Origin of the sequence: Ruminococcus sp. NATIVEDY160, assembly GCF_045819885.1 — a bacterium.
Lineage (GTDB): Bacteria > Bacillota > Clostridia > Oscillospirales > Acutalibacteraceae > Ruminococcoides.
Map to the genome: position 1 here is coordinate 505,972 of NZ_CP162391.1, position 21,157 is coordinate 527,128.

Consider the following 21,157-nt stretch of genomic DNA (forward strand, 5'->3'; position numbering starts at 1 on the left):
TATTTACTCCATATGATTTGATTTGTAGTCTCCGTAGATTTGCAGCATTTCCTCTGAGAAGCTGCCGCTATCGTCCTCGATGAAGAGCGTTGGCAGGACGTTCAGGAACCCTCGGTTGCCGCCCTTTCTGCCCTCGATTAAAAAGAGCTTCGGAGCCTTTGACCTGCGCTGCTGAACCAGCCGCAGCACCTTCGGCTCGATCGAGAACTTTCGCATGGCTTCCATCACGTCTGCTAACCTTTCGGGGCGCTGGCAGATGCAGAACCTTCCGCTGAACTGCAATAGGCGCGACGCGCTCTCGCATATATCGTCGAGCGTGCACTCGGTTTCGTGCCGTGCGATTAGTTTCGCGCTTTCGGGGTTCCTGATGCCGCTGCCGCCGAGCTTGTAGGGCGGATTGCAGGCGACGAGGTCGTAGTATCCGAACGGCAGTACGCCCTTTAGCTCCTTTAGGTCGGCGTTATACACCGTCATCTGAATGAGGTCGTTGCGGCTTATGCTGTCCTGCGCGAGCTTGCAGGCGTTTTCCTGAATGTCCACCGCCGCGATCTCGAGTTGTTTGTTTTCTCTCAGCCAAATAAGCGGAATCGTGCCGCAGCCTGTGCCGAGGTCGACGCATTTTTTCCGACCCTTAGGCTGCGAGAAGTTCGCAAGCAGGATTGTGTCGGTCGAAAAGCGGTAGCTCTCCGACACGTATATTTCCAAGCCGCCGCCGAGCGGCTCGAGGTGAATGTTGTTCATAGCTTTTCCTCTGACAAAAGAACAGCGGCAAGGATAAAAACCCTTGCCGCCGATGTTTCAATTTCAGCTGCCCGAAATCAGCCCTCTACGGGAGCGCCTACGGGGCAAGCCTCTGCGCAGGAACCGCAATCAACGCAAGCGTCAGCGTCAATTACATACTTGCCGTCGCCCTCTGAAATAGCAGAGCAGGGACACTCGTCTGCGCAAGCACCGCACATGATGCATTCATCAGTAATTACATATGCCATAGGTAAATCCTCCTTGATTAAATTTCACTTATATTATAACATCTATTTCCGTGAAATCAAGAGGTGCGGCAAATTTTTTTATCAAACTTTGTTATTCCAAGCCGTTGAGCTTTTCCAGTTCCTTCTTGTCGACCTTGATAAAGCCGTCCTTGATCAGTCTGCACTGCCTTACCTTGAAGGTTTTGGGTGCTACGTCGTCGGGCGTGTTGTCGAGCTTTACCTTGAGTGTGCGCGCGATAAGGTTGTTTTCGACCACAAGACCCTTGCCCTCGGGAGTGTTTACGACAGCGCCGACCTTTGGGGTATGGCGGAGAAGGTCTGTGTATGCCTCCTGCTCGTACTTGAGGCAGCACATCAGTCTGCCGCAGGTGCCCGAGATTTTTGTCGGTGAGAGCGAAAGCCCCTGTTCCTTCGCCATCTTGATTGAAACGGGCTGGAACTCGCCCATGAAGCGGCTGCAGCAGAAGGGTCTGCCGCAGATTCCCAGACCGCCGAGCATCTTTGCCTCGTCGCGGACGCCGATCTGGCGCAGCTCGATCCTTGTGCGGAAAACGGACGCGAGATCCTTTACCAGCGCGCGGAAGTCGACCCTGCCGTCGGCTGTGAAGTAGAAAATGATCTTGCTGTTGTCGAAGGTGTACTCGACGTTGACGAGCTTCATCACGAGCTTGTGCTTCGCGATCTTCTCCTCACAGATTTTGTGGGCTGACTTTTCCTTTTTGCGGTTCTCCTCAACGCGGCGCAGATCGTCCTTTGTGGCGATGCGGACGAGCGGCTTCAGCGGGTGGTTGAGCTCCTTCTCGTCGATATCCTTGTTGGGCATCGCGACCTCGCCGCATTCCAGACCGCGGGCGGTTTCGACGATGACCTTATCTCCTGTTGAGAGCTTGTTGTCCAGCGGGTCAAAGTAGTATACCTTGCCCACTTCCTTGAAGCGTACTCCGATTACCTCTGCCATAATATCCTCCTGTATTCTCCGCACAGCCATGTTGTGAGGAGGTTAATGTTGCTGTTTTGCCTGAGCTTGTAGTCGCAGCTGTCGGTAAGCTCGATCATTTCGATTATTTTTTTGCGCGTAAGCTTTGAAGCGAGCTTTCTCGCAAGCTTTTTGTCGCTGTTCGCGTCGCCGCCCGAGAGCGTTACGAGCGCGTCGCGCAGGTGGTTCTTAACCGCGAGCAAAATTCCCGCCTGCTGCGTTTTGTCGGTGAGCGCGCGCATTGCGAGCATCAGCTCGTATTCCCTCGGCGAGAGAATGCCCGTGATGATCTCCTTGGCGCTCTGCGCGGCTTCACCGCTTATCGCTTCCTCGCCGCCTGTTCTGATTATCGTGCAGCGCGAGCGGATCGTCGGCAGCAGAGCCTTCGCGCTCTTGACGAGCAACAGGAAATAAATCCGCTGCGGCGGTTCCTCGAGCAGCTTGAGAAAGGCGTTTTGCTGTACCTCGGGGAAGCGCTTGTCCGCTTCCTCAAATATATATACCTTCGCGTCCGCGTCGTTTGGCCGCACCTGTGCGTCAACGGCGAGGTCGCGTATTTGTTCAATTGAATAGATGCCCGATTTGCTCTTCTTGTCGGGCTCAAGCTTTTTGATGTCGGGGTGTGCGTTGCTGAGCGCGTTTTTGCACTGTCTGCACACTCCGCACGGCTTGTCCTCACTCTCGCACACGGCGTATGCCGATAAGAGCGCGGCGAGGTTCTTAGCCTGTTCTTCCGATTTGCTTTCGATAATGACGGCGTGGGGCAGTCTGCCCGACTGCGCGAGACGGCTGACCTGTCCGCGCGTTTCGCTGTCAAAGCTGAATCCGCAGAAATTCACGTTATACCTCTCTGTCGAGTCTGACGATATTCGTGACGATATCGCCCTTGTCGGTGATGTCGATGTAGCCGTAGGATGCGCAGTAGCCGTGACACGAGCCGGGGTTCATGATGTACAGCCCGTCCTCGTACTCGTTCATGGCGCAGTGGGTGTGGCCGAAACAGACTATGTCCGCCTTGTTCTCGCGCGCGGCGCAGATTAGGTTGTAAGGCGTGAACTTCACCTGAAAGAGATGTCCGTGGGTGACGAAGATTTTCTTTCCGCCGACCTCGACATTCTGGACGTCGGGGTATTTTGCACCGAAGTCGCAGTTGCCGCGGACGGCGATGATTTTTTTGTCGGGGAACTTCTCTGTGAGCGAGTCAATCTGGGCTTTGCCGTCGCCGCAGTGGATGATCACCTCGGCGTTTTTCTGGGCGTCGACCGCCCTGAGCATTGAGTTGAAGTCGCCGTGTGTATCGGATAGCACTAAAATACGCATAAAAACTCCGTTCTAAAATCAACCCTCGCGCATAGTATATGGTGAGGTGGTTTTATGTCCGATAAAATGAACGAGCTGATGGCGCAGCTCTCGCAAAAATTAAATATGTCGCCCGAAAAGGTTCAGTCCGCCGCAGAGAAGGGCGACGTTGACAGCCTTCTGCAAAATTCCGACTGCGACAACGCGCAGGTCAGGGAGATACTCTCGGATCCCGAGAAGCAGCGGCAGATTCTTAACAGTCCGCAGGCTCAGGCGATAATGAAGCTTCTTAATAAAAAGTAAGGGGTAGGTCGTATGTCTGAAATGCAGGACGCGCTCAATCAGATACTGAGCAATCCCGAGGCGATGAAGCAGGTTCAGAGTCTCGGCGAGCAGCTGGGACTGAATAAACCCGCGCCGAAGCCGGAGCCTAAAAACGAGATGCTCGGCGCAATGCAGTCGCTCGCGCCGCTGATGAGCAGCTATTCAGTTGACGACGAGGTTAGCCGTCTGCTAAACGCTCTTCGTCCGTTCCTCGGAGAGGAAAAGCTCAGAAGGCTCGATCAGGCGCAGCGGCTGATGAAGCTGATAAAGGTCATTCCGCTATTGAAGGACAGCGGATTATTTTTCTGACGGAGGTGGAGTATGCCAAGCTTTGAGGAAGAAGCCCTCGCACGCGCAAGGCAGATGAAGCGCTCACAGGAGCGCAGACCGCCGCCGGGTCAGCCGAGTCATCCCGAACCCGAGCCGCCGAGAGATGAACCCGTGCCCGAGCCGAAGCCCGAACCGAAGCCGCCGCCAAAGTCCGCGCCAGCGAATAAGGGCGGCGTGTTGGAGTTGTTTTTCCGTGACAGGGAACGCAGTCTGCTGATGACGCTGTTGCTCCTGCTCATGGACGAAAACAGCGATCCGGGGCTTTTGCTCGCGCTGGTGTATATGCTCTTGTGATCAGCGGATCTGACCGCTGCCCTTGATGATAAACTTCATGCTCGTCAGCTCGTTAAGGCCCATGGGGCCTCTGGCGTGGAGCTTCTGGGTGGAGATGCCGATTTCGGCGCCGAGTCCGAACTCTCCGCCGTCTGTGAAGCGTGTTGAGGCGTTTACGTAAACAGCGGCTGAGTCAACGCAGGCGGTGAACTTCTCGGCAGCGGCGTAGTCGCTTGTGACGATGCTCTCGCTGTGGCCTGTGCTGTAGGCCGCGATGTGCTCGATCGCCGCGTCAAGGCTGTAGACGACCTTGATCGCGAGAATATAGTCGAGGAATTCCCTCGCATAATCGTCCTCGGTGGCGGCAATCACGCTGTCGCCGAGGATTTCTCTTGTCTTTTCACAGCCGCGGATCTCTACGTTCTTTGTGTCGAGAGCGGCTTTTATCTCGGGCAGGGCTTTTTCGGCGATGTCCTTGTGGACAAGCACGGTTTCGATTGCGTTGCAGACAGAGGGACGTGATGTCTTGGCGTTGAATACGATGTTCTTAGCCATCTCGACGTCGGCGCTTGCGTCCACATAGACGTGGCAGTTGCCGACGCCTGTCTCGATTACGGGAACCTTCGCGTTCGCGACGACGCTCTTGATAAGACCCGCGCCGCCTCTGGGGATAAGCACGTCGAGGTAGTCTGTGAGCTGCATGAGCTCAGTTGCGCTCTGACGTGTGGTGTCCTGAACGAGAGCGATGCAGTCCTCGGGGAAGCCGACGGTCTTGATCGCCGCGCGCATTGTGTCCATGATTGCGCGGTTGGAGTTGATAGCCTCCTTGCCGCCGCGCAGGATAACGGCGCTGCCTGCTTTGAGACAGAGAGCCGCAGCGTCGGAGGTGACGTTGGGACGCGCCTCGTAGATAATGCCGATAACGCCCATGGGGACGGTGACCTTCTCGATTTTCAGACCGTTTTTGAGGGTTCTGCCGTCGAGGATTTTGCCGATGGGATCGGGAAGAGCCGCGACCTCGGCAACGCCTGTCGCCATGCCCTCGATTCTGCCCTCGTCGAGTCTGAGACGGTCGAGCAGTGATTCGGTAAGACCTGACGCCTTTCCGTTTTCGATGTCAATGTCGTTTGCCGCGATGATCGCAGCGGAGTTTTCGCGGAGAGCCTTCGCGATAGCGAGCAGAGCCTCGTCCTTGCGGGAGCCCGCGTTCATCAGAAAGCGTGACGCCTTTTTGGCAGCCGCGCCCATAATTTCGAGTTGAGTCATGGTTATTCCTCCTTTATTTAACCGCTAAAAACTTTGTGCCGGGGCAGTCGCCGTCAAAAACCCTGTACAGTATCGCAGGGTCGGATCCGTTGACGACGTGCACCTCGGTGCCGCATTTTGTCGCGTAATTTGCCGCCTGTAATTTCGTTATCATACCGCCTGTGCCGCGGTTGGAGCCTGAACCCGCCGCCATTTCGAGTATCTCGGAGTCGATTTTCTTGACGACGTCGAGCTTCTTGGCGTCGGGATTGGTTCTGGGGTTTGAGCTGTAAAGCCCGTCGATGTCGGTGAGAATGACGAGCCTGTCAGCCTCGACGATCCTCGCTACGATCGCGGAGAGCATGTCGTTGTCGCCGATGTTGTTGCCGTAAATCTCGTCGATGGCGACGGTGTCGTTCTCGTTGATGATCGGGATAATATCCATTTCCAGCAGTTCTTCAATGGTGTTCGCGATGTTCTGCCTTGTATGGTCGGCTTCAACCACGTCGGCGGTCAGAAGAATCTGCGCTACATTGTGGTTGTACTCGCCGAAGAGTTTGTCGTACATAAACATCAGCTCGCACTGACCGATCGCGGCGAGAGCCTGTTTTTTCTTTGTGCTTTCGGGACGGCGCGAAAGGCCTGTTTTGCCCATTCCGACGCCGATGGCGCCGCTCGAAACGAGGAGAATGTCCTCGCCGCTGTTGTGAAGGTCGCAAAGCACCTTGCACAGCGCTTCAACGCGCCTGTAATTCATTTTTCCGTTTTCATAGGTAAGCGTCGAGGTGCCGACCTTGACCACGGTTCTCTGTCTGCTCATAAATACACCTGTTTCCGATGAATAGTCGATAAAATATCAATCTACATTATAGCATAAACAGCCGCTTCTTGCAAGCACAATTAAAATAAGAAATATCCGATTTAGCAATTTGCAATTTTGAGCAAACTATTTACAATATTGAAAAAATAAGCTATAATAATATCAATCATTATATATAAAAACTTTCTAAACGGAGAAAAAATTTTTGAGCAAACTATTTACAATATTGAAAAAATAAGCTATAATAATATCAATCATTATATACAAAAACTTTCTAAACGGAGAAAAAATTATGGCTGATTTGAAGAATTCATGGAAAAATACAGGCACGGGTCTCGGACACGCCTTCCGCGACCTCGGCAAAACGATCATAGTTTCGGGCAAGGAAGGCGTTGACAAGGCAGTCGACTGGGCAGAGAGCGACCCTAACGCAAACACCGCTCAGCAGGGTTACGTTCCGCAGGGCGCGCCGTATGTACCTCAGGGTGTACCGATCCCGCAGTCCGCGCAGTACCAGCAAACACCGCCGCAGCCGCAGTACAGTCAGGCACCTCAGCCCGAACAGGCGACTCAGCAGGCACCACAGCAGAACTTCACCGCCGACGAGATCCGCAAGCTCGCTCAGCTCCGCGACGAGGGTGTGATCACCGACGAGGAATTCACGGCTAAGAAAAAGCAGTTATTGGGAATTTAATATTATATTTTGAAAGGAGTATTTTTATGAAAAAATTCATCGCGGTACTTATCGCGGCAGTAATGGCGTTCAGCCTTGTTCCCGTGACAGCGTTCGCGGCGAACGGACCGATGCCGGTCACACCGGACAATCCTCCGTTGTTCGGTTACGCGTCAATCAGAATCAATGAATGGGTTGACGAGGAGCACGACAACTATTATATTATTTTTGACGCGTATTCGGAGGAGAGGAAGATTCCCGAGGGAGTTTCCTACAACCTCTCGACGAACACACTCTCGGTCACAGACGTCGATATGCCCGCAGCTGCGATCTACATAAACATGATGGGCGACGACTTCAAGCTCAAGGTCACGGGAACCTGTAACTTCAGGGGAATAGATGTCATAAACTACGGCTACAACACCTCCGTAACGATCACGGGAACGGGTACTCTCAATCTCAACGCGGACAAGAAGGGCGACACTCCATATTACGTTTACAACGGCGGTGAGAACCAGTTCCTTAATATAGACAAGAGCGTTACCGTTAATATGTACGCGCAAAGTGAAGAAGGACCGGCATTTGTCGCAAACTATCTCGAGAACGATGACAAGGACACCGTGTTCACCGAGGACGGCAAGCCTGTTGCGGCGGGTCTGACGGGCAAGGAGGAAACCTACGTAGCAGCCGACAGGGAAGATATCGCCTATGTTGATGACCCGGACGTTGAGTGGCATCACAACAAAAAGGTTATATGCAAAGCGGATCCCGACGGACTTTATTCCGCGTACTGGTCCGACTATTCGGAGGAGCCGGGATATTCCGTGACGCACTATATCAACATACCCGAGCTCGACGTTTACGCCGAGGATCCCGACTTCAGATGGGAAACCTTCTCAGAAGAGGAGTTTGACGAGCAGTTCGAATTCGCTCTCAAGGATCAGCCTGTCACTATCGGTTATTTCGACGAATGGAAATGGGAACACCGCGGCTCCGAAGGCATACTCGTCAAAAAATCCGGCGACCCCGACGGCATTTACGCCGCGGTCCAGCAGTGGGACGACAAATACAAAATCAGCAAGTACCATTGGGACAATGAGAAGGAAATCTACGTTGCCGACAGTGATTCCGATTACGTAAAGCTCACCGAGGACGAGTTTGAGGCTAACGGCTACACGGTCGTGACCGAGGACGTGCAGGAGCATGTAATGGTGAATTGCTGGGATATGCCTCCGGACAGCTCCGACAGGAATATGAGGGAACTCGAGGCAATTACCAGAGAATCGGATCCGGACAGCGAATATGTAATGACAGCGACATACAGGTCTTCCAAGGCTCAGGGCGAAGAAACCGGCGTTATCGTTCAGAAGGTACACTACACCTCAGGCGACGATCCCGAGGCTTTTGTCAAACTGTATGACAGGAATCAGGAGAGCGAGTATTACGATCCCGAGGAAGAGTACGAGTGGTGGATCAAGGACGAGGATTTCGCGAGTGAAGACTGCGACTTCAAGTACAAGATGAAAACCGTCACTCAGGAAGTGACTCTCCGCTGCGCGCCCGCCGACTACGAGATCGCGGACGATACGATGAAAAGCAACCTCTGGGAGAAGGGCGACGAGAAATACGTAGTTTACAACTGGTATCGCGAGGGACATGAGGACGATCTTCACTATACCCTTCACCACCTTGTATTCGACGAGGAAAAGGGCTTCTACTTCGTAGATACTGTGAATACGGACGATGACATCACGCTTGAGGAGATCGCCGCGAGAGGCATCGTTCAGAAGTTTGAGCCAAAGCCCTATGATCTTACGACCATGGGCACCTTCGTTAACGCCTCATATGACATTTACAAGGACGACGACGGCAATATTTACTTTGCGAACTGGAAAAAGGTACCGTTTGTCAAGACCGGCGAAACGCTCGAATACGGCGGACGGACTTATAGCATCGTCATTCAGGCTGAGGGCGTTGATTTCGATAAGCTCCACGACACTTTCCACACCGTTTACACGGGCGCTTACAACTATACGCTCAACGCCAATGAGTACCACCATGTCGGCGACGGTACAGAGCCCGAGCCTGTTTACAGCGGCAAGACGGGCGAATGCGACTGGAGATACGACCCCGCGACCTTCACCCTGACGATCAGCGGAAACGGCGAAACAGGCGGATATGATGAGAAAAATCCTGCGCCGTGGAGCGAATTCACGGTAAAGAACGTCGACATCAAGGACGGCGTTAAAGGTATCCGCTCATGCAATTTCAACGGAACGGATATCGAGAGCGTAACAATTCCCGACAGCGTCGAGCATATCGGCATGATCACGTTCAGGGACTGCAAAAAGCTCAGGGAAGTAAAGCTCTCAAAGAACCTCAAATCTATCGCGGGCGGAGCGTTCAACGGCTGTTCCGCGCTTGAAAAGATCGATATTCCCGACAAGGTAGAGTCGATCGGTCCGTTTGCGTTCGGCGGATGCTCAAACCTCGCGGAGATCGAGGTTCCCGATTCTCTCTACGACGTCGGCGCGGGCGTCGCGGAGAACACCAAATGGTTCAACGACCAGCCCAACGGTCCCGTCTATTTCGGCAAGGTATTCTACGGCTATCACGGCGGCGTCCCCAAGGACACCGTGCTCACCATCGAGGAAGGCACCGTTGCGATCGCCGCCGGCTGCATGTCGGACGCGTCGCAAAAGGAGAACCTGATTGCCGTGGTCTTCCCGTCAACGATAACGAAGATCCCCGCGATGTTCCTTTTCTACGACTGCAAGAATATCAAGGAGTTTGAGATTCCCGCTACCGTGACCGAAATCGAGGACAACGCTCTCGGCTACTGGAGGGACGAGGAAGCGGACGAGATGAAGAAGATCGAAGGTCTTACGATCGTCGGCGTCAAGGGCACCGAGGCTGAGCGTTACGCCAACGATAACGGCTTTGCGTTCAGGACAAAGGGCGGCTATATCCTCGGCGACGCTGACGGCGACGGCGTGATAACCGTTATGGACGTTACCGCTGTTCAGAAGCACATAGCAGAGATTAATATTCTGACGGGGGACCGATTCCTTGCGGCTGATGTTAACCGTGACGGCGTTGTTGATATTTCCGACGCTACTCTGATCCAGAAGTATGTAGCTGATATTATCGATGAATTTTAATAGTATGGAAGTCCGCGTTTGCGGGCTTCCTTTTTTTCGGCAAAAAACAAAGGCAGGAGCTCAGTCCTGCCTTTGGATTTTTATTGAATTATTCCCAGCTCTCGGAAATCTTGAAGCTGCTCTTGATGTCGCCGTTGACGACCATAGGATTGTTTTTCTCGTCGGTCACGATTTCCCAGCTGATTTCGGGAGAGGTCGAGCCTGAGCCGATGACCTCGTAGGTGACATACATGAACTTGCCGCCGTCGGTGTAATCATATCCGGCGAGGTTGATACCGTTGAACTTGACCTTGCCGTCGAGCTTGTAGTTGACAACGCTGCCTGAGGAGGCGTCGCCCTGCATTTTGGCGCCCGTAGCCTTGAGAACAGAGCTGTCGTAGTTCAGAGTGGCCTGGAAGTTGATGAAGCTGTCGGGACATGTAACGCTGTAAACACAGGTGATCTCATCGCCGACGCTGAAGCTCTCGCCGCCTACCTTCAGCACCTCGCCGCTGCCGCCGCCTTCGCTTTTGCTTGACTTGCTCGACTTGCTTTCCTTGCTCTCGGAGGATTTGCTCTCCTTGCTGTCGTCGGATTTGCTGCTACCGTTATATCCGTCGTCTGACTTGCTTTCGGCAGCTTCGCTTTTCTCGCCGTTCGACTTGCTCTCCTTAGCCTCGCTCTCGCTCTTTTCCTTAGCGTCTGTATCGGGTGTGCCTGCCGGAGCGGTCATCGGATTGCCGTCTGCGTCCTTGATAATGTTGCCTTCCTCATCGGTAAAAACGCCGTTGACAACCTTGGTGACGATCTGAGTTTCGGTGACGACTCTTGTTTCCTTCGCCTCGCCTTCTCCGCCGCCGCATCCGGAGAGGATGCTCGCTGTTGCCAGCATCGCAGCGAGTGCCGCCGCTGTCGATACTATGAGAAAACGGTTTTTTGACTGGTTCAAATGAATACACTTCCTTTTTTCACTTTTGGTTCATTGTTATTATAACAAATTAAAATCAAAAAATAAAGATGAAATTTATAACTTCCCAAAAAAATATACAAAAATGCCGTTCATTGTGAATTTCGCGTGATAAAATAAAAATAAACAATCATTTTCGGGGCAAAACGGGCAATATTTTGCCGTTGAGATAAAAATAACTGAAACAAAAAAACAAGATTTTGCTTTTCTCACCCGTGATTTATGCAAAGTAATATCAAAGAAATTGCTTACTTTTAGCTATAAAACGGTAAAAAAATATCAGGTTATTATTGAAATTGCGTAAATATTATTGTATAATTAAGATGTATGGTTAAACTATTCTAAAGGGGGATAAACTATGAGAAAAACAAAAATTGTCTGCACGATAGGCCCTGCCTGCAATACAAAGCCAATGCTGCTCAAGATGATCGACGCGGGCATGGACGTTGCCAGAGTCAATATGTCGCACGGCACCCACGAGGACCTGGCGGTCGTTTTCCAGACGATCCGTGAGGCGATTGCCGAGAGCGGAAAGAACGTCGCTATCCTTCTTGACACCAAGGGACCCGAGGTCAGAGTCGCTACCTTCGCCAACGGAAAGGCGACCCTTCAGGAAGGCGCGGATTTCACACTCTACAAGGAGCGCGATGAGGGCGATTTTGACGGAGTTGCGATTTCCTACCCGAAGCTCGTCGACATCTTCTTCAACGAGGGCAGCGCCGCAATCGGCAGAGAGCTGTTGCTTGACGACGGTCTGATTTCCATTATTGTCAAGGAGGTCTATCCCGACCGCATCGTCTGCCGCGTAAACAAGGGCGGCGTCATCAAGAACCGCAAGAGCATAAATATCCCCGGCTATCATATCAGCATGCCATACGTAAGCGCGCAGGACAGACGCGACATCGAGTTCGGTCTTTCGCAGGGCGCTGACGTCGTCGCTGCGTCATTTGTAAGAAATCACGAGGATGTGCGCACGCTCCGCGACTTCATTGACAGTATCGGCTACGAGCACGTTGAAATAATCGCGAAGATCGAGAACCAGGGCGGCGTTGACGACATGGATCTGATCATGGACTACGCCGACGGCATCATGGTTGCGAGAGGCGACATGGGCGTTGAGATTCCCTTCATCAAGCTGCCAGAGATCCAGAAGCGACTTATCCGCAAGTGCGTAGCAAAGGGCAAGTACGTCATCACGGCTACCCAGATGCTCGAGAGCATGACCACCAACCCGCGTCCGACCCGTGCGGAGATCAGTGACGTTGCGAACGCTGTATACGACGGCACCAGCGCCGTTATGCTGTCGGGCGAATCTGCTGCGGGAAAATATCCCCTCGAGAGCGTATGCGCGCTCAACGACATCTGCACCGAGGCGGAGAAGAACGGCGAATTTGAGGCGCTGCAGAACTATGTAGAGCGCCACGCCATCAAGGACCAGAATGTTTTCCGCGGAAGCATCTGCAAGGCGGCAAAGGAGATCGCGAAGGAAGTCGGCGCAAAAGCTATCATCGTAGAGAGCGCCACCGGCCGCGTCGCGCGCGCGATGGTTCACTACCGTCCGGAGGTTCCCGTGATCGCTGTCGTAACGAGCGAGAGAGTCTGCCGCAAGCTCAGCCTCAACTGGGGCGTTACCGCGCTTGTCGGCGAGGAAAAACTCAATTCCGACGACATCACCACACAGGCAATGGAAAAAGCGCTCGGCACCGGCCTTGTCAAGAGAGGCGACACGGTTGTTGTTCTCTCCTCGAACAAGACCGTACCCACCTCGAGCACAGACTCGCTTAATATCCGTATACTTTAATGAAAAACAACGTAATTTTAATCGGCATGCCCGGCTCGGGCAAGAGTACGCTCGGCGTACTGCTTGCCAAGGCAATCGGCTATTCGTTTGTCGATACCGACCTGATCATCAGCAGACGGGCGGGCAAGCCTCTGCAAAAAATACTGGACTCCGACGGGCTGGACAGCTTTCTCGCGCTCGAGGAAGCCGTCGGCTCGGAGCTTGAATGCGACCACACTGTTGTCGCCACGGGCGGCTCGATGGTTCTCAGCGCACAGGCGATGGAGCATCTGCATTCTGTCGGAACGGTGGTTTTTATCGATGTGCCATTTGAGGAGATAAGCCGCAGGGTGAAAAATATCCGCACGCGCGGTATCGTTTTCCAACCGAACGAAACCCTTGAGGATGTTTTCCGCAACCGTTCACCGCTCTACGCAAAATATTCCGACCTTACGGTCAGCGTAAATTCAGCGGCGGATATCGAGGGAACGGTTGACAGGATTTCGGAGGAACTCGGCAACCGCAATATATAAAGTGTACTAAACAAAATTGAATAAAAATGTAACCGAAGTAAAAAATATACATTTGCAAAAAATCATTGTGCACAAACAAACCTTGCAAAAAATGAATATTTTTATCACCATTTCCCCAAAATAATATTATCTGTATGACGAAAGTGTCAATTCTCCAACCAAAATGTCATTGACAAATCGGAAATAGTTCACAAAAGTGAGTTTTTTTGTGATATAATTCTCTTAACGTACAGAATGGGGAAATGAAAATGACTTTCCGGAATCGGTTAAATGACTACATTCTGCAGGCAAAGTGTTCAAGCAAGGAGCTTGCGACAGCTTCAGGGCTATCGGAAGGAACAATAAGCAGGTACAGAAAAGGTTATCGAGTACCCGGCATTGACAGCGAGCAGGTGCGTGCTCTCGCCGAAGGCCTTCATCAGCTGTTGCCCGATCCTCCCTCTGTGGAAGAGATCAGGGACAGTATCTGTGATTCCATCGGAAATGTACTGTCAATTTCTTTTGATACCTATATCCGAAATCTGAAGCAGCTTTTGAGAAGTTTTGAAATCAGCAACAATGAGCTCGGCAGAAAACTTAATTACGATCCCTCGTATATTTCCAGAATTCTGTCGGGGCAGCGCAGACCGGGCGACATTCATAAGTTCACCCACGATGTCGCCGTTTACGTGGCTCACCAGAAGGCGGAAGAAGTGAAGCCACCATTTTTGGCTGATTTTCTCGGATGTGATGAACAGACCATCAGCACCGCTGACGGCCTGCAGGATCAAATTGAAAAATGGTTATGCTCGGATTAAAACGCCGCCAATTTTCGGGGCGTTTTAATCCAATCTTTTGGCATAATCCAAGATTAATTTAACGTCAATATTTGTGGAATCCCCCACAATGAACTGGCAGGCGTTAGCTCTCATCGGTCTGACGTCTGCCTTTAATTTTGCAAAGAAAAAGACGTCCTGTGCGGACGCCTTTTGTTTTCTATTCAATTACTCCGCCGCCGACTACGATATCGCCGTCGTAGAGCACGACCGCCTGTCCCTTGCAGACAGCGCGCTGCGGCTCGTCAAAGACTACGCGGATCCTGTCGCCGTCAGGCTGCGTAACGGTCGCGGGCTGTTCCTTCTGGTTATAGCGCACCCTCGCGCTGACTCTCATTTCGCCTTCTATCCTGTCGGTCGAAATCAGGTTGACATCGGTCGCCGTAAGCTCTTTTGAGAACAGCGCTTCGTTTTCGCAGAGGATAACCTTGTTTTCTTCGAGGTTCTTTTCCTTGACGTACATCGGGTGGGGAAGAGCGAGTCCCAGACCCTTGCGCTGACCGATTGTGTAGCGGATGATTCCCTTGTGCTCGCCGAGTACGTTTCCTTCCTCGTCGACGAAATCGCCGGAGGGATAGCTTTTGCCCGTCCGGCGCTCGATGAACTCCGCGTACTTTCCGTCGGGCACAAAGCAGATGTCCTGGCTGTCGCGCTTGGCGGCGTTGACAAAGCCGTTTTGTTCGGCGATTGCGCGGGTCTCGGTTTTTGTCAGTTCTCCGAGCGGAAGATACAGCATCGAGAGCTGCTCCTGAGTGAGCGAATAGAGCACATAGCTCTGATCCTTGCTGAGGTCGATCGCTTTTTTCAGAATATACCTGCCTCTCTCTTCGTCGTATTCAACGCGCGCGTAATGCCCGGTGACGAGCTTGTCCATACCGAGCTCGCGCGCGTGGAGCATCAGCTTTTCAAATTTAATATAGCGGTTGCAGTCGATGCAGGGGTTCGGGGTCGCGCCGTTTTCGTAAGCGCTGATAAAGCGTTCGATGACGTTTTCGCGGAAGCTCTCCTTGAAGTTGCGCACGAAGTACGGGATACCGAGGTGCCGGCAGACGCTTCTCGCGTCCTCAACGTCGTCGAGCGAGCAGCAGGTCTTTTCGCGCAGCTCGTCCGTATCCTCGCTGTCGTACAGCTTGAGGGTAACGCCAGTGCAGTCGTATCCGCTTTTCATTGTAAGATATGCGGCGACGGAGCTGTCGACTCCGCCGCTCATCGCGATAAGGGCCTTCATTTATTCACCCAGTCTGATCATTTCGTCAATGCACTTGCCGGCGTCTCTGATCGTTTCGTCGGAGAGCAGGATCTCCTCGCCGCCCTTGCCCGAAAGACAGTTGTAGACGTCCATCAGAGTGGTCGCCTTCATGTTGGGGCAGATCAGCTTGAGCGAGAGAATGTGGAAGGTCTTGTCGGAGCACATATACTGCAGGTGCTCGGCAATGCTTATCTCGGTGCCGATGATGAACTCCTTCTTGTCCGACTTTACGGCGTAGTCCATGATGCCCGAGGTCGAGCCGATGTAGTCAGCCTGTTCGCACACCTCGGGTTTGCATTCGGGGTGAACGAGCAGCTCCGCGTCCGGATATTGTTCCTTTGCGGCTTTGACGTCCTCGGCAGTGACAGAGGCGTGGATAGGGCAGCAGCCGCTGAGCAGCTTGATGTTCTTGTCGGGACACTGCTGCGCGACAAAGCTGCCGAGGTTGCAGTCGGGAATGAAGAGGAGATTCTTGTTTTCTATATTATTTACGATCTTTACCGCAGACGAGCTGGTGACGCAGACGTCGCAGATCGTTTTGAGCTCAGCCGTGGTATTTACGTAGGCGACGACGGTGTAGTCCGGGTAATCCTTCTTTACGCGGGAGATCATCTCTCTGTCCATCTGATCGGCCATCTCGCATCCCGCGAAGGGCTGTGCGAGCCATACGTGCTTGTCGGGAGAGAGAATCTTGCAGGTTTCAGCCATGAAGCGTACGCCGCACATCAGAATGTTTTTGTTGCTGACCTTGGTCGCGTCGACGCTGAGCTTGTAGCTGTCGCCGGTGAAGTCGGCGATCTCACAGATTTCGCGCGCGACATAGCTGTGCGCGAGCACACATACGTCTTTTTCCTGTTTTAGTTTGAGTATTTCCTGTTGAAGTGAAGCGACGTTCATCGTCATCAGCCCTTTCATATTTCGTTGTTTCTATTATAACTTTTTAAATCTGAACTTTCAATAAAATACTGTTATTTGGGGGTGCATTTGTTTAAAAGCATGGAAAAATCAAGAAAAAAAACCGCATATTAGTTATAATTAATAAAACTTTACTCTTTACATTTCAGAAACGATGTGATATAATGTTAATGTCCTCAATGAGAGGGCAAGTTGGTACGCACAATACATCAAAATTGTAACAGGAGATAATGAACATGAAAAAGATTTTTGCGGCTCTTGCAGTCACCGCTATTATGGCTTTCTCTGTTGTACCCGCATTTGCGTCTTTGGATAGTCCTGTAGCAACTACTGCTACTTCTCCGAAGAAGGACAATCCCAAGGAGTCTCCCAAGACTGGTTCTTCAGACATCGCGGTTTATTCCGTCATTGCTCTTTCTCTGACAGCTTGCGGCGCGGCTTCCGTTGCTCTTGCTAAGTCAAGAAAGTAATTATAAGCCTGAAAGCTGAAAAGGCCTCTTTGATAAAAGAGGCCTTTTTTATTGAATTAAAGGAGACGCCTTATGCACAAAAGCAAAAAAGGGGTTTTGATTGCGGTAATTGTTATCTGTGCACTCATCGCTCTAGGCACATGCGGTTATCTGGTCTACAAGACCATCAGCTCAGACGCCGAAGAGAAGGTTTATGATAATATTGCAAGCTCCTTTGCGTCGAATATCGACGTTGAAGGAACTACAGCTCCAAAAGTTGACGGCACCACAAAGCCTGAAGAAACCAAGGTTGCCAGACCTGATAAGGTAGACACGGATACCAAAGAGAATCCGGTAAACCTTGAGGAACTGTCTGCTATGAACCCGGACATTTACTCGTGGATATACATTCCCGATACAAATGTCAACTATCCCGTGGCACAAAGTGAGGAAGAGGATAATTTTTATCTTGACCACGACGTTTATAAAAACTACAGCTTCCCGGGAACGATTTACACCCAATCCTGTAACAGCCTGTCTTACAATGACAGAGTAACCGTACTTTACGGTCACAATATGCTTAACGGCTCGATGTTTGCGACGCTGTACAATTTCAGCGACAAGACGTTCTTTGACGAGCATCCGTATTTTTACATTTATACTGCCGACAGAAAGCTGACCTACGAGGTAGTGAGCGCTTTCGAATACGACAGCAGACATATTATGAATTCATTTGACTTCAAGGACGACGCTGTTTTTCAGGACTGGCTTGATCAGGCAAAGAATCCGAGAAGTCTGAACAGCAATGTGCGAGATTCCGTCAATCTGGGCCTTGATTCCAAGCTCGTTGTTCTGAGCACCTGTCTGAATTACGGCGACGGCCGCTATCTGGTGCAGGGGGTGTTGGTAAGCGATGAAAAAACCGAATGATGAAAACGGACAGTTTGAAGATATATATTCGGCATCTGAGGATATCCGTCCGACGGGAGAGAGGGTACCTGTTCAGCAGGACGAAAGAACCGTCAAGGACGACGCAAACGACTATCTTTATCTGAAGACAAAGCGCACTCACCATCATTTACAAACACAGGATGAAAGCACTGAGAGCGCCGATGATATGCAGTTTGTCATGTCGACCCGCAGCAGCAGAGGCAGCCGCAGTCACAGCCACAGCGGACATTCGCACCATCACCATCATCACCACCATCATCACCACGGCTCGCGCCGCAAAAAGAAGATGAAGGGCTGGAAGAAGGCGCTGCTGATAATCGGCTGTGTATTGCTTTCTCTGATACTGGTTACAGTGGGCACAGCGTTGATTCTGTATAACAAGGGCAACCGGGAGCTGTTCAACAGCGAGGACATCAAGATCGTCGCGCCCGAAGAGGTTCCCGCCAAGGTTCAGGACGACGGTAAATACATTGTCTATAACTGCGAGACCTACAAGATGAACGAGCATATCACCAACCTGCTTTTCATGGGCGTGGATATGCGCGATATCGAGAATCTGACTTCCGAGGGACTCGGCGGTCAGGCTGACGCGATCGTCATGATGGCTATGGATTTTGACAAGAACAAGACCAGCATGATCGCAATCCCGAGAGATACCATTACCGACGTCGCAGTCTATTCGGTCGGCGGCAGCTACGCCGGAATGAGAAAGCAGCAGCTTTGTCTTGCTTACGCTTACGGCGACGGCAAGGAATCGAGCTGTGAGAATATGGTAGCGTCTGTGCGCCGTATTTTCTATAACATTCCGATCAGCACCTACTTCGCGCTCGACCTCGACGGCATTTCCGAGCTGAACGACGCGGTCGGCGGAGTCGACGTTATCTCTCCCGAAACTATAGAACAGTTTGTTGAGGGTGAGGAATACCACCTCGTCGGCGATGAGGCGGAGACCTTTGTGCGCAAGAGGCGAATGGACAGGCTTGACGCCAACCTTTTCCGAATGGAACGACAGAAGGTCTATACCAAGTCGTTTATGGATAAGGTTATCTCGCAGACCAAGCAGGATATTTCCGTTCCGCTGACGCTGTTCAACGAGTCGGCGCCGTATTCATGCACAAACATGAACCCGGCGAAGGTTACTACACTGGCGCAGCAGGTTATTTCGGGCAAGGGTATGGACTTTGAATTCTACCGTGTCAACTGCGATATCAAGGAGAATCCCGACGACGGCAGAGCTTTGTATTATATCAAGGACAGCGAGTTCTTTGAGCTGTTCCTCAGCGTTTACTACGACAAGGTAACATCCCTTGACGACACTACAAAATAATTAAGGAGAGGTTTTCAGCCTCTCCTTTTTGTTTTATCAGTGCTTTCTTGAGTTGTAGTCGTCGTTGATTTCCTTGCTCCAGCACGGCGCGAGCGGAGCACTGCTTCTCACCGAGCCAACGGCGGCGCTTACGGTCTCAAAAACAACCGCCGTACCCTTTTTGTCGGCGTGGTAATTGACCGCTCTGTCCTCGCTGATTCCGTAGCAGTGCGCGGTCTCGACAGCGTCGATGTTGGCGCCGATGAAGAGGAATTCCCAGCCGTGCTTTTTCTGTTTCCCGATCAGCTTTTTGATGTCGCTTGACGAGTATCTGCGGCTGGCGTTTTCCATGCCGTCGGTGGTGATCACGAACATCGTGTGCTCGGGCACGTCCTCGGGTCTTGCGTATTTGTGGATATTTTTGATGTGGTGCACGGCGTCGCCGATAGTGTCAAGCAGAGCGGTGCAGCCTCTGACGGTGTAATCCCTGTCGGTCATCTCGGGCACCTGCGCGATCGGGAGCCTGTTGTGGAGAACCACGCTCTCGTGGTCGAAGAGTACGGTGGAAACGAACGCCTCTCCTTCATCCTTCTTCTGCTTTCTGAGCATGGAGTTGAAGCCGCCGATGGTGTCGCTCTCAAGTCCGCCCATGGACCCGCTGCGGTCGAGGATAAAAACGATCTCAGTAATATTGTTTTTCATGATAAATACCTCCGTTTTGAATGATACTGTGTTTTCCCTTTGACAACTACAGTATAACAGAGTTACAAGGCGAAAAGGTCGCTCGTCAGGCGACAATTTTTTCCTTTCAAATCCTGCGCCGCCCTTGACTAAAACGTCAAAAAAGGGTACAATATAAGTTGATTGGAATGATGCATATGAATAAGGTCGAATTGACGCGGCTGCGGATCGCCTCACTTTCCGTATTTCGCGGAATTCTCACGCGGAGCGTTCCAAGGGCGTTTTACCGCCTTCTCTCGTCGCTCGACAAGCCGCCCGAGCAATTTCTTGAGTGCTACGGCGAATTTTACTCACTTATCAGCGAGAGAGGCTGTTCCGACAAGCTCGCCTACGCGATGACCGAGGCGGCGCTTTTTGACGAAAACTGTTTTACAAGAGCCGCTGCGGGCGGTACATACAGGGAGCTTCCCGAGGACGTGCTTCACGCCGTCAGACGCGACTGCGAGGCTATTCTCTCAGCCGCCGAGCTCAGTGCCGACAAGGTGATTTCCGCCTATCCGCACGCCGAGGAGCTTTTGGCTGTGACTGACAGCCTGCCGAGGTGGAAGTGCGGCGAGTGCGCCGAGAGCTTCAGAATGTTCGACGGCTCGCTCGATAACGTAGCCGCCTACTACCGCAAAAACGGCTGCGGTATGTTCGCGAGATACAAAGCGTTCGTTTGGCGCGACGGAGATATCCGTCCCGTGCTAAATTACGACACGATCTCGCTCGATGAATTCACCGGCTATGAGAGCCAGCGCGACAAGGTCGTTGCCAACACAAAGGCGTTCCTCGAGGGCAAGAGTTGCAACAACTGCCTGCTCTTCGGAGATATGGGAACGGGCAAGAGCTCGACCGTCAAGGCGGTTGCCAACGCATTCAGGGCTGACGGACTGCGCATTGTCGAGATCCCCAAGGAGCGGCTGACCGACTTTCCGCTGCTGGCGGACAAGCTCTCGCTGCTTCCGATGAAGTTCATCATCTTTATCGACGACCTCTCGTTCCAGCATCAGGACAGAAGCTACACCACCCTCAAGGCGGTTCTCGAGGGAGGACTGGCGGCACGTCCGCGCAACGCGCTTATTTACGCCACCTCGAACCGCAGGCACATCGTCAAGGAGAAGCTCTCCGACCGCGCTTTTGAGATCGACGATGTAAACACACGCGACAATATGCAGGAGACGCTCTCGCTTTCCGACCGCTTCGGTCTGACGGTTTGCTACACCGTGCCCAAGAAGAGTGAGTTCCTCGAGATCGTTGCGGCTATGGCAAAGGAAAAGGGAATCAATATCAGCGAGGCTGAGCTGTTTGCGGGAGCCGAGCGTTTCGCGCTTGTCAAGGGCGGACGTTCTCCGCGTTGTGCGAAGCAGTACGTTGAATCACTATACACATAAACAGGAGGA

General features: G+C 52.1%; 23 protein-coding genes. 12 read left to right on the plus strand and 11 right to left on the minus strand.

What is annotated here, in order from left to right:
- Positions 1 to 3: 3 nt before the first annotated feature.
- The 5 genes from AB1I49_RS02440 to AB1I49_RS02460 all read right to left on the minus strand — a co-directional run bounded on the left by AB1I49_RS02440 (position 4) and on the right by AB1I49_RS02460 (position 3,285).
- On the minus strand, positions 4 to 741 hold the full coding sequence (locus AB1I49_RS02440; protein WP_407721297.1) for a tRNA1(Val) (adenine(37)-N6)-methyltransferase: 738 nt from the start codon (positions 739 to 741) through the stop codon (positions 4 to 6).
- A gap of 77 nt (positions 742 to 818) precedes the next feature.
- Complete coding sequence (locus AB1I49_RS02445; RefSeq protein WP_316610361.1) at positions 819 to 989, minus strand: 4Fe-4S ferredoxin; 171 nt, start codon at positions 987 to 989, stop codon at positions 819 to 821.
- Positions 990 to 1,080: 91 nt separating this feature from the next.
- A complete protein-coding gene (locus tag AB1I49_RS02450) occupies positions 1,081 to 1,947 on the minus strand; it encodes a PSP1 domain-containing protein (RefSeq protein WP_316610359.1) in 867 nt (288 codons plus the stop codon).
- Complete coding sequence (locus AB1I49_RS02455) at positions 1,935 to 2,804, minus strand: DNA polymerase III delta subunit-related protein (protein WP_407721298.1); 870 nt, start codon at positions 2,802 to 2,804, stop codon at positions 1,935 to 1,937. The genes AB1I49_RS02450 and AB1I49_RS02455 overlap by 13 nt, the downstream gene beginning before the upstream one ends.
- A gap of 1 nt (position 2,805) precedes the next feature.
- Positions 2,806 to 3,285: a metallophosphoesterase family protein gene (locus AB1I49_RS02460; RefSeq protein WP_316610355.1), complete on the minus strand. Its 480-nt coding sequence runs from the start codon at positions 3,283 to 3,285 to the stop codon at positions 2,806 to 2,808.
- 54 nt (positions 3,286 to 3,339) lie between these two features.
- On the opposite strand from AB1I49_RS02460, the gene AB1I49_RS02465 reads away from it, so the two are divergent.
- The 3 genes from AB1I49_RS02465 to AB1I49_RS02475 are packed head-to-tail and all read left to right on the plus strand — an operon-like array spanning position 3,340 to position 4,212.
- Positions 3,340 to 3,567 (plus strand): hypothetical protein, encoded by a 228-nt coding sequence (locus AB1I49_RS02465; protein WP_316617869.1) that lies wholly within the window; start codon positions 3,340 to 3,342, stop codon positions 3,565 to 3,567.
- 12 nt (positions 3,568 to 3,579) lie between these two features.
- Positions 3,580 to 3,897 carry a hypothetical protein gene (locus AB1I49_RS02470; protein WP_316617868.1) on the plus strand — a complete coding sequence of 106 codons (318 nt, stop codon included), beginning with the start codon at positions 3,580 to 3,582 and terminating at the stop codon, positions 3,895 to 3,897.
- A 12-nt stretch (positions 3,898 to 3,909) separates the two neighbouring features.
- A complete protein-coding gene (locus AB1I49_RS02475) occupies positions 3,910 to 4,212 on the plus strand; it encodes a hypothetical protein (RefSeq protein WP_316610351.1) in 303 nt (100 codons plus the stop codon).
- On the opposite strand, the gene AB1I49_RS02480 is transcribed toward AB1I49_RS02475, so the two are convergent.
- Complete coding sequence (locus AB1I49_RS02480) at positions 4,213 to 5,457, minus strand: glutamate-5-semialdehyde dehydrogenase (protein WP_407721299.1); 1,245 nt, start codon at positions 5,455 to 5,457, stop codon at positions 4,213 to 4,215.
- A 13-nt stretch (positions 5,458 to 5,470) separates the two neighbouring features.
- Positions 5,471 to 6,256, minus strand: coding sequence for a glutamate 5-kinase (proB, locus tag AB1I49_RS02485; protein ID WP_316610347.1), 786 nt, complete (start codon positions 6,254 to 6,256; stop codon positions 5,471 to 5,473).
- A gap of 292 nt (positions 6,257 to 6,548) precedes the next feature.
- Between proB and AB1I49_RS02490 the strand changes: the two genes are divergently transcribed.
- Both AB1I49_RS02490 and AB1I49_RS02495 read left to right on the plus strand, forming a co-directional pair.
- Positions 6,549 to 6,950, plus strand: a complete 402-nt coding sequence (locus AB1I49_RS02490) for an SHOCT domain-containing protein (RefSeq protein WP_407721300.1) — start codon at positions 6,549 to 6,551, stop codon at positions 6,948 to 6,950.
- A 26-nt stretch (positions 6,951 to 6,976) separates the two neighbouring features.
- On the plus strand, positions 6,977 to 10,090 hold the full coding sequence (locus AB1I49_RS02495) for a leucine-rich repeat protein (protein ID WP_407721301.1): 3,114 nt from the start codon (positions 6,977 to 6,979) through the stop codon (positions 10,088 to 10,090).
- Positions 10,091 to 10,178: 88 nt separating this feature from the next.
- Here AB1I49_RS02495 and AB1I49_RS02500 read toward each other — a convergent pair whose 3' ends face one another.
- Complete coding sequence (locus AB1I49_RS02500) at positions 10,179 to 11,018, minus strand: hypothetical protein (RefSeq protein ID WP_407721302.1); 840 nt, start codon at positions 11,016 to 11,018, stop codon at positions 10,179 to 10,181.
- Between the two features lie 376 nt (positions 11,019 to 11,394).
- Between AB1I49_RS02500 and pyk the strand changes: the two genes are divergently transcribed.
- The 3 genes from pyk (at position 11,395) to AB1I49_RS02515 (ending at position 14,146) form a co-directional block, all read left to right on the plus strand.
- Positions 11,395 to 12,837: a pyruvate kinase gene (pyk, locus tag AB1I49_RS02505; protein WP_316610198.1), complete on the plus strand. Its 1,443-nt coding sequence runs from the start codon at positions 11,395 to 11,397 to the stop codon at positions 12,835 to 12,837.
- Positions 12,837 to 13,349, plus strand: a complete 513-nt coding sequence (locus AB1I49_RS02510; protein ID WP_316610197.1) for a shikimate kinase — start codon at positions 12,837 to 12,839, stop codon at positions 13,347 to 13,349. Before pyk ends, AB1I49_RS02510 begins: the two co-directional genes overlap by 1 nt.
- Positions 13,350 to 13,591: 242 nt before the next feature.
- On the plus strand, positions 13,592 to 14,146 hold the full coding sequence (locus AB1I49_RS02515; protein ID WP_316610195.1) for a helix-turn-helix transcriptional regulator: 555 nt from the start codon (positions 13,592 to 13,594) through the stop codon (positions 14,144 to 14,146).
- A gap of 178 nt (positions 14,147 to 14,324) precedes the next feature.
- On the opposite strand, the gene mnmA is transcribed toward AB1I49_RS02515, so the two are convergent.
- Positions 14,325 to 15,392, minus strand: a complete 1,068-nt coding sequence (gene mnmA / locus AB1I49_RS02520) for a tRNA 2-thiouridine(34) synthase MnmA (protein ID WP_405318020.1) — start codon at positions 15,390 to 15,392, stop codon at positions 14,325 to 14,327.
- Positions 15,393 to 16,310, minus strand: coding sequence for a quinolinate synthase NadA (nadA, locus tag AB1I49_RS02525; RefSeq protein WP_407721620.1), 918 nt, complete (start codon positions 16,308 to 16,310; stop codon positions 15,393 to 15,395). It abuts the gene before it with no gap.
- Between the two features lie 254 nt (positions 16,311 to 16,564).
- On the opposite strand from nadA, the gene AB1I49_RS02530 reads away from it, so the two are divergent.
- From AB1I49_RS02530 to AB1I49_RS02540, 3 genes are all read left to right on the plus strand, one after another.
- Positions 16,565 to 16,798 (plus strand): hypothetical protein, encoded by a 234-nt coding sequence (locus AB1I49_RS02530; RefSeq protein WP_407721303.1) that lies wholly within the window; start codon positions 16,565 to 16,567, stop codon positions 16,796 to 16,798.
- Between the two features lie 72 nt (positions 16,799 to 16,870).
- The gene (locus tag AB1I49_RS02535) at positions 16,871 to 17,707 is read left to right on the plus strand and encodes a class B sortase (protein ID WP_316611563.1); all 837 of its coding nucleotides are present in this window, start codon (positions 16,871 to 16,873) and stop codon (positions 17,705 to 17,707) included.
- Complete coding sequence (locus tag AB1I49_RS02540; protein ID WP_407721304.1) at positions 17,691 to 19,055, plus strand: LCP family protein; 1,365 nt, start codon at positions 17,691 to 17,693, stop codon at positions 19,053 to 19,055. The genes AB1I49_RS02535 and AB1I49_RS02540 overlap by 17 nt, the downstream gene beginning before the upstream one ends.
- 36 nt (positions 19,056 to 19,091) lie before the next feature.
- Here the strand turns inward: AB1I49_RS02540 and AB1I49_RS02545 are convergent, their stop codons facing one another.
- Positions 19,092 to 19,736, minus strand: a complete 645-nt coding sequence (locus tag AB1I49_RS02545; protein WP_407721305.1) for a vWA domain-containing protein — start codon at positions 19,734 to 19,736, stop codon at positions 19,092 to 19,094.
- A gap of 176 nt (positions 19,737 to 19,912) precedes the next feature.
- Between AB1I49_RS02545 and AB1I49_RS02550 the strand changes: the two genes are divergently transcribed.
- Positions 19,913 to 21,148, plus strand: coding sequence for an ATP-binding protein (locus AB1I49_RS02550; RefSeq protein ID WP_316611558.1), 1,236 nt, complete (start codon positions 19,913 to 19,915; stop codon positions 21,146 to 21,148).
- The last annotated feature ends 9 nt before the right edge of the window (positions 21,149 to 21,157 follow it).

Excerpts from the sequence above, each read along its gene's own strand:
- AB1I49_RS02440 (WP_407721297.1), bottom strand. The coding sequence starts at position 741 with ATGAACAACATTCACCTCGAGCCGCTCGGCGGCGGCTTGGAAATATAC.
- AB1I49_RS02445 (WP_316610361.1), bottom strand. The coding sequence starts at position 989 with ATGGCATATGTAATTACTGATGAATGCATCATGTGCGGTGCTTGCGCA.
- AB1I49_RS02450 (WP_316610359.1), bottom strand. The coding sequence starts at position 1,947 with ATGGCAGAGGTAATCGGAGTACGCTTCAAGGAAGTGGGCAAGGTATAC.
- AB1I49_RS02460 (WP_316610355.1), bottom strand. The coding sequence starts at position 3,285 with ATGCGTATTTTAGTGCTATCCGATACACACGGCGACTTCAACTCAATG.
- AB1I49_RS02465 (WP_316617869.1), top strand. The coding sequence starts at position 3,340 with ATGTCCGATAAAATGAACGAGCTGATGGCGCAGCTCTCGCAAAAATTA.
- AB1I49_RS02470 (WP_316617868.1), top strand. The coding sequence starts at position 3,580 with ATGTCTGAAATGCAGGACGCGCTCAATCAGATACTGAGCAATCCCGAG.
- AB1I49_RS02475 (WP_316610351.1), top strand. The coding sequence starts at position 3,910 with ATGCCAAGCTTTGAGGAAGAAGCCCTCGCACGCGCAAGGCAGATGAAG.
- AB1I49_RS02480 (WP_407721299.1), bottom strand. The coding sequence starts at position 5,457 with ATGACTCAACTCGAAATTATGGGCGCGGCTGCCAAAAAGGCGTCACGC.
- proB (WP_316610347.1), bottom strand. The coding sequence starts at position 6,256 with ATGAGCAGACAGAGAACCGTGGTCAAGGTCGGCACCTCGACGCTTACC.
- AB1I49_RS02490 (WP_407721300.1), top strand. The coding sequence starts at position 6,549 with ATGGCTGATTTGAAGAATTCATGGAAAAATACAGGCACGGGTCTCGGA.
- AB1I49_RS02495 (WP_407721301.1), top strand. The coding sequence starts at position 6,977 with ATGAAAAAATTCATCGCGGTACTTATCGCGGCAGTAATGGCGTTCAGC.
- pyk (WP_316610198.1), top strand. The coding sequence starts at position 11,395 with ATGAGAAAAACAAAAATTGTCTGCACGATAGGCCCTGCCTGCAATACA.
- AB1I49_RS02510 (WP_316610197.1), top strand. The coding sequence starts at position 12,837 with ATGAAAAACAACGTAATTTTAATCGGCATGCCCGGCTCGGGCAAGAGT.
- AB1I49_RS02515 (WP_316610195.1), top strand. The coding sequence starts at position 13,592 with ATGAAAATGACTTTCCGGAATCGGTTAAATGACTACATTCTGCAGGCA.
- mnmA (WP_405318020.1), bottom strand. The coding sequence starts at position 15,392 with ATGAAGGCCCTTATCGCGATGAGCGGCGGAGTCGACAGCTCCGTCGCC.
- nadA (WP_407721620.1), bottom strand. The coding sequence starts at position 16,310 with ATGAACGTCGCTTCACTTCAACAGGAAATACTCAAACTAAAACAGGAA.
- AB1I49_RS02530 (WP_407721303.1), top strand. The coding sequence starts at position 16,565 with ATGAAAAAGATTTTTGCGGCTCTTGCAGTCACCGCTATTATGGCTTTC.
- AB1I49_RS02535 (WP_316611563.1), top strand. The coding sequence starts at position 16,871 with ATGCACAAAAGCAAAAAAGGGGTTTTGATTGCGGTAATTGTTATCTGT.
- AB1I49_RS02540 (WP_407721304.1), top strand. The coding sequence starts at position 17,691 with ATGAAAAAACCGAATGATGAAAACGGACAGTTTGAAGATATATATTCG.
- AB1I49_RS02545 (WP_407721305.1), bottom strand. The coding sequence starts at position 19,736 with ATGAAAAACAATATTACTGAGATCGTTTTTATCCTCGACCGCAGCGGG.
- AB1I49_RS02550 (WP_316611558.1), top strand. The coding sequence starts at position 19,913 with ATGAATAAGGTCGAATTGACGCGGCTGCGGATCGCCTCACTTTCCGTA.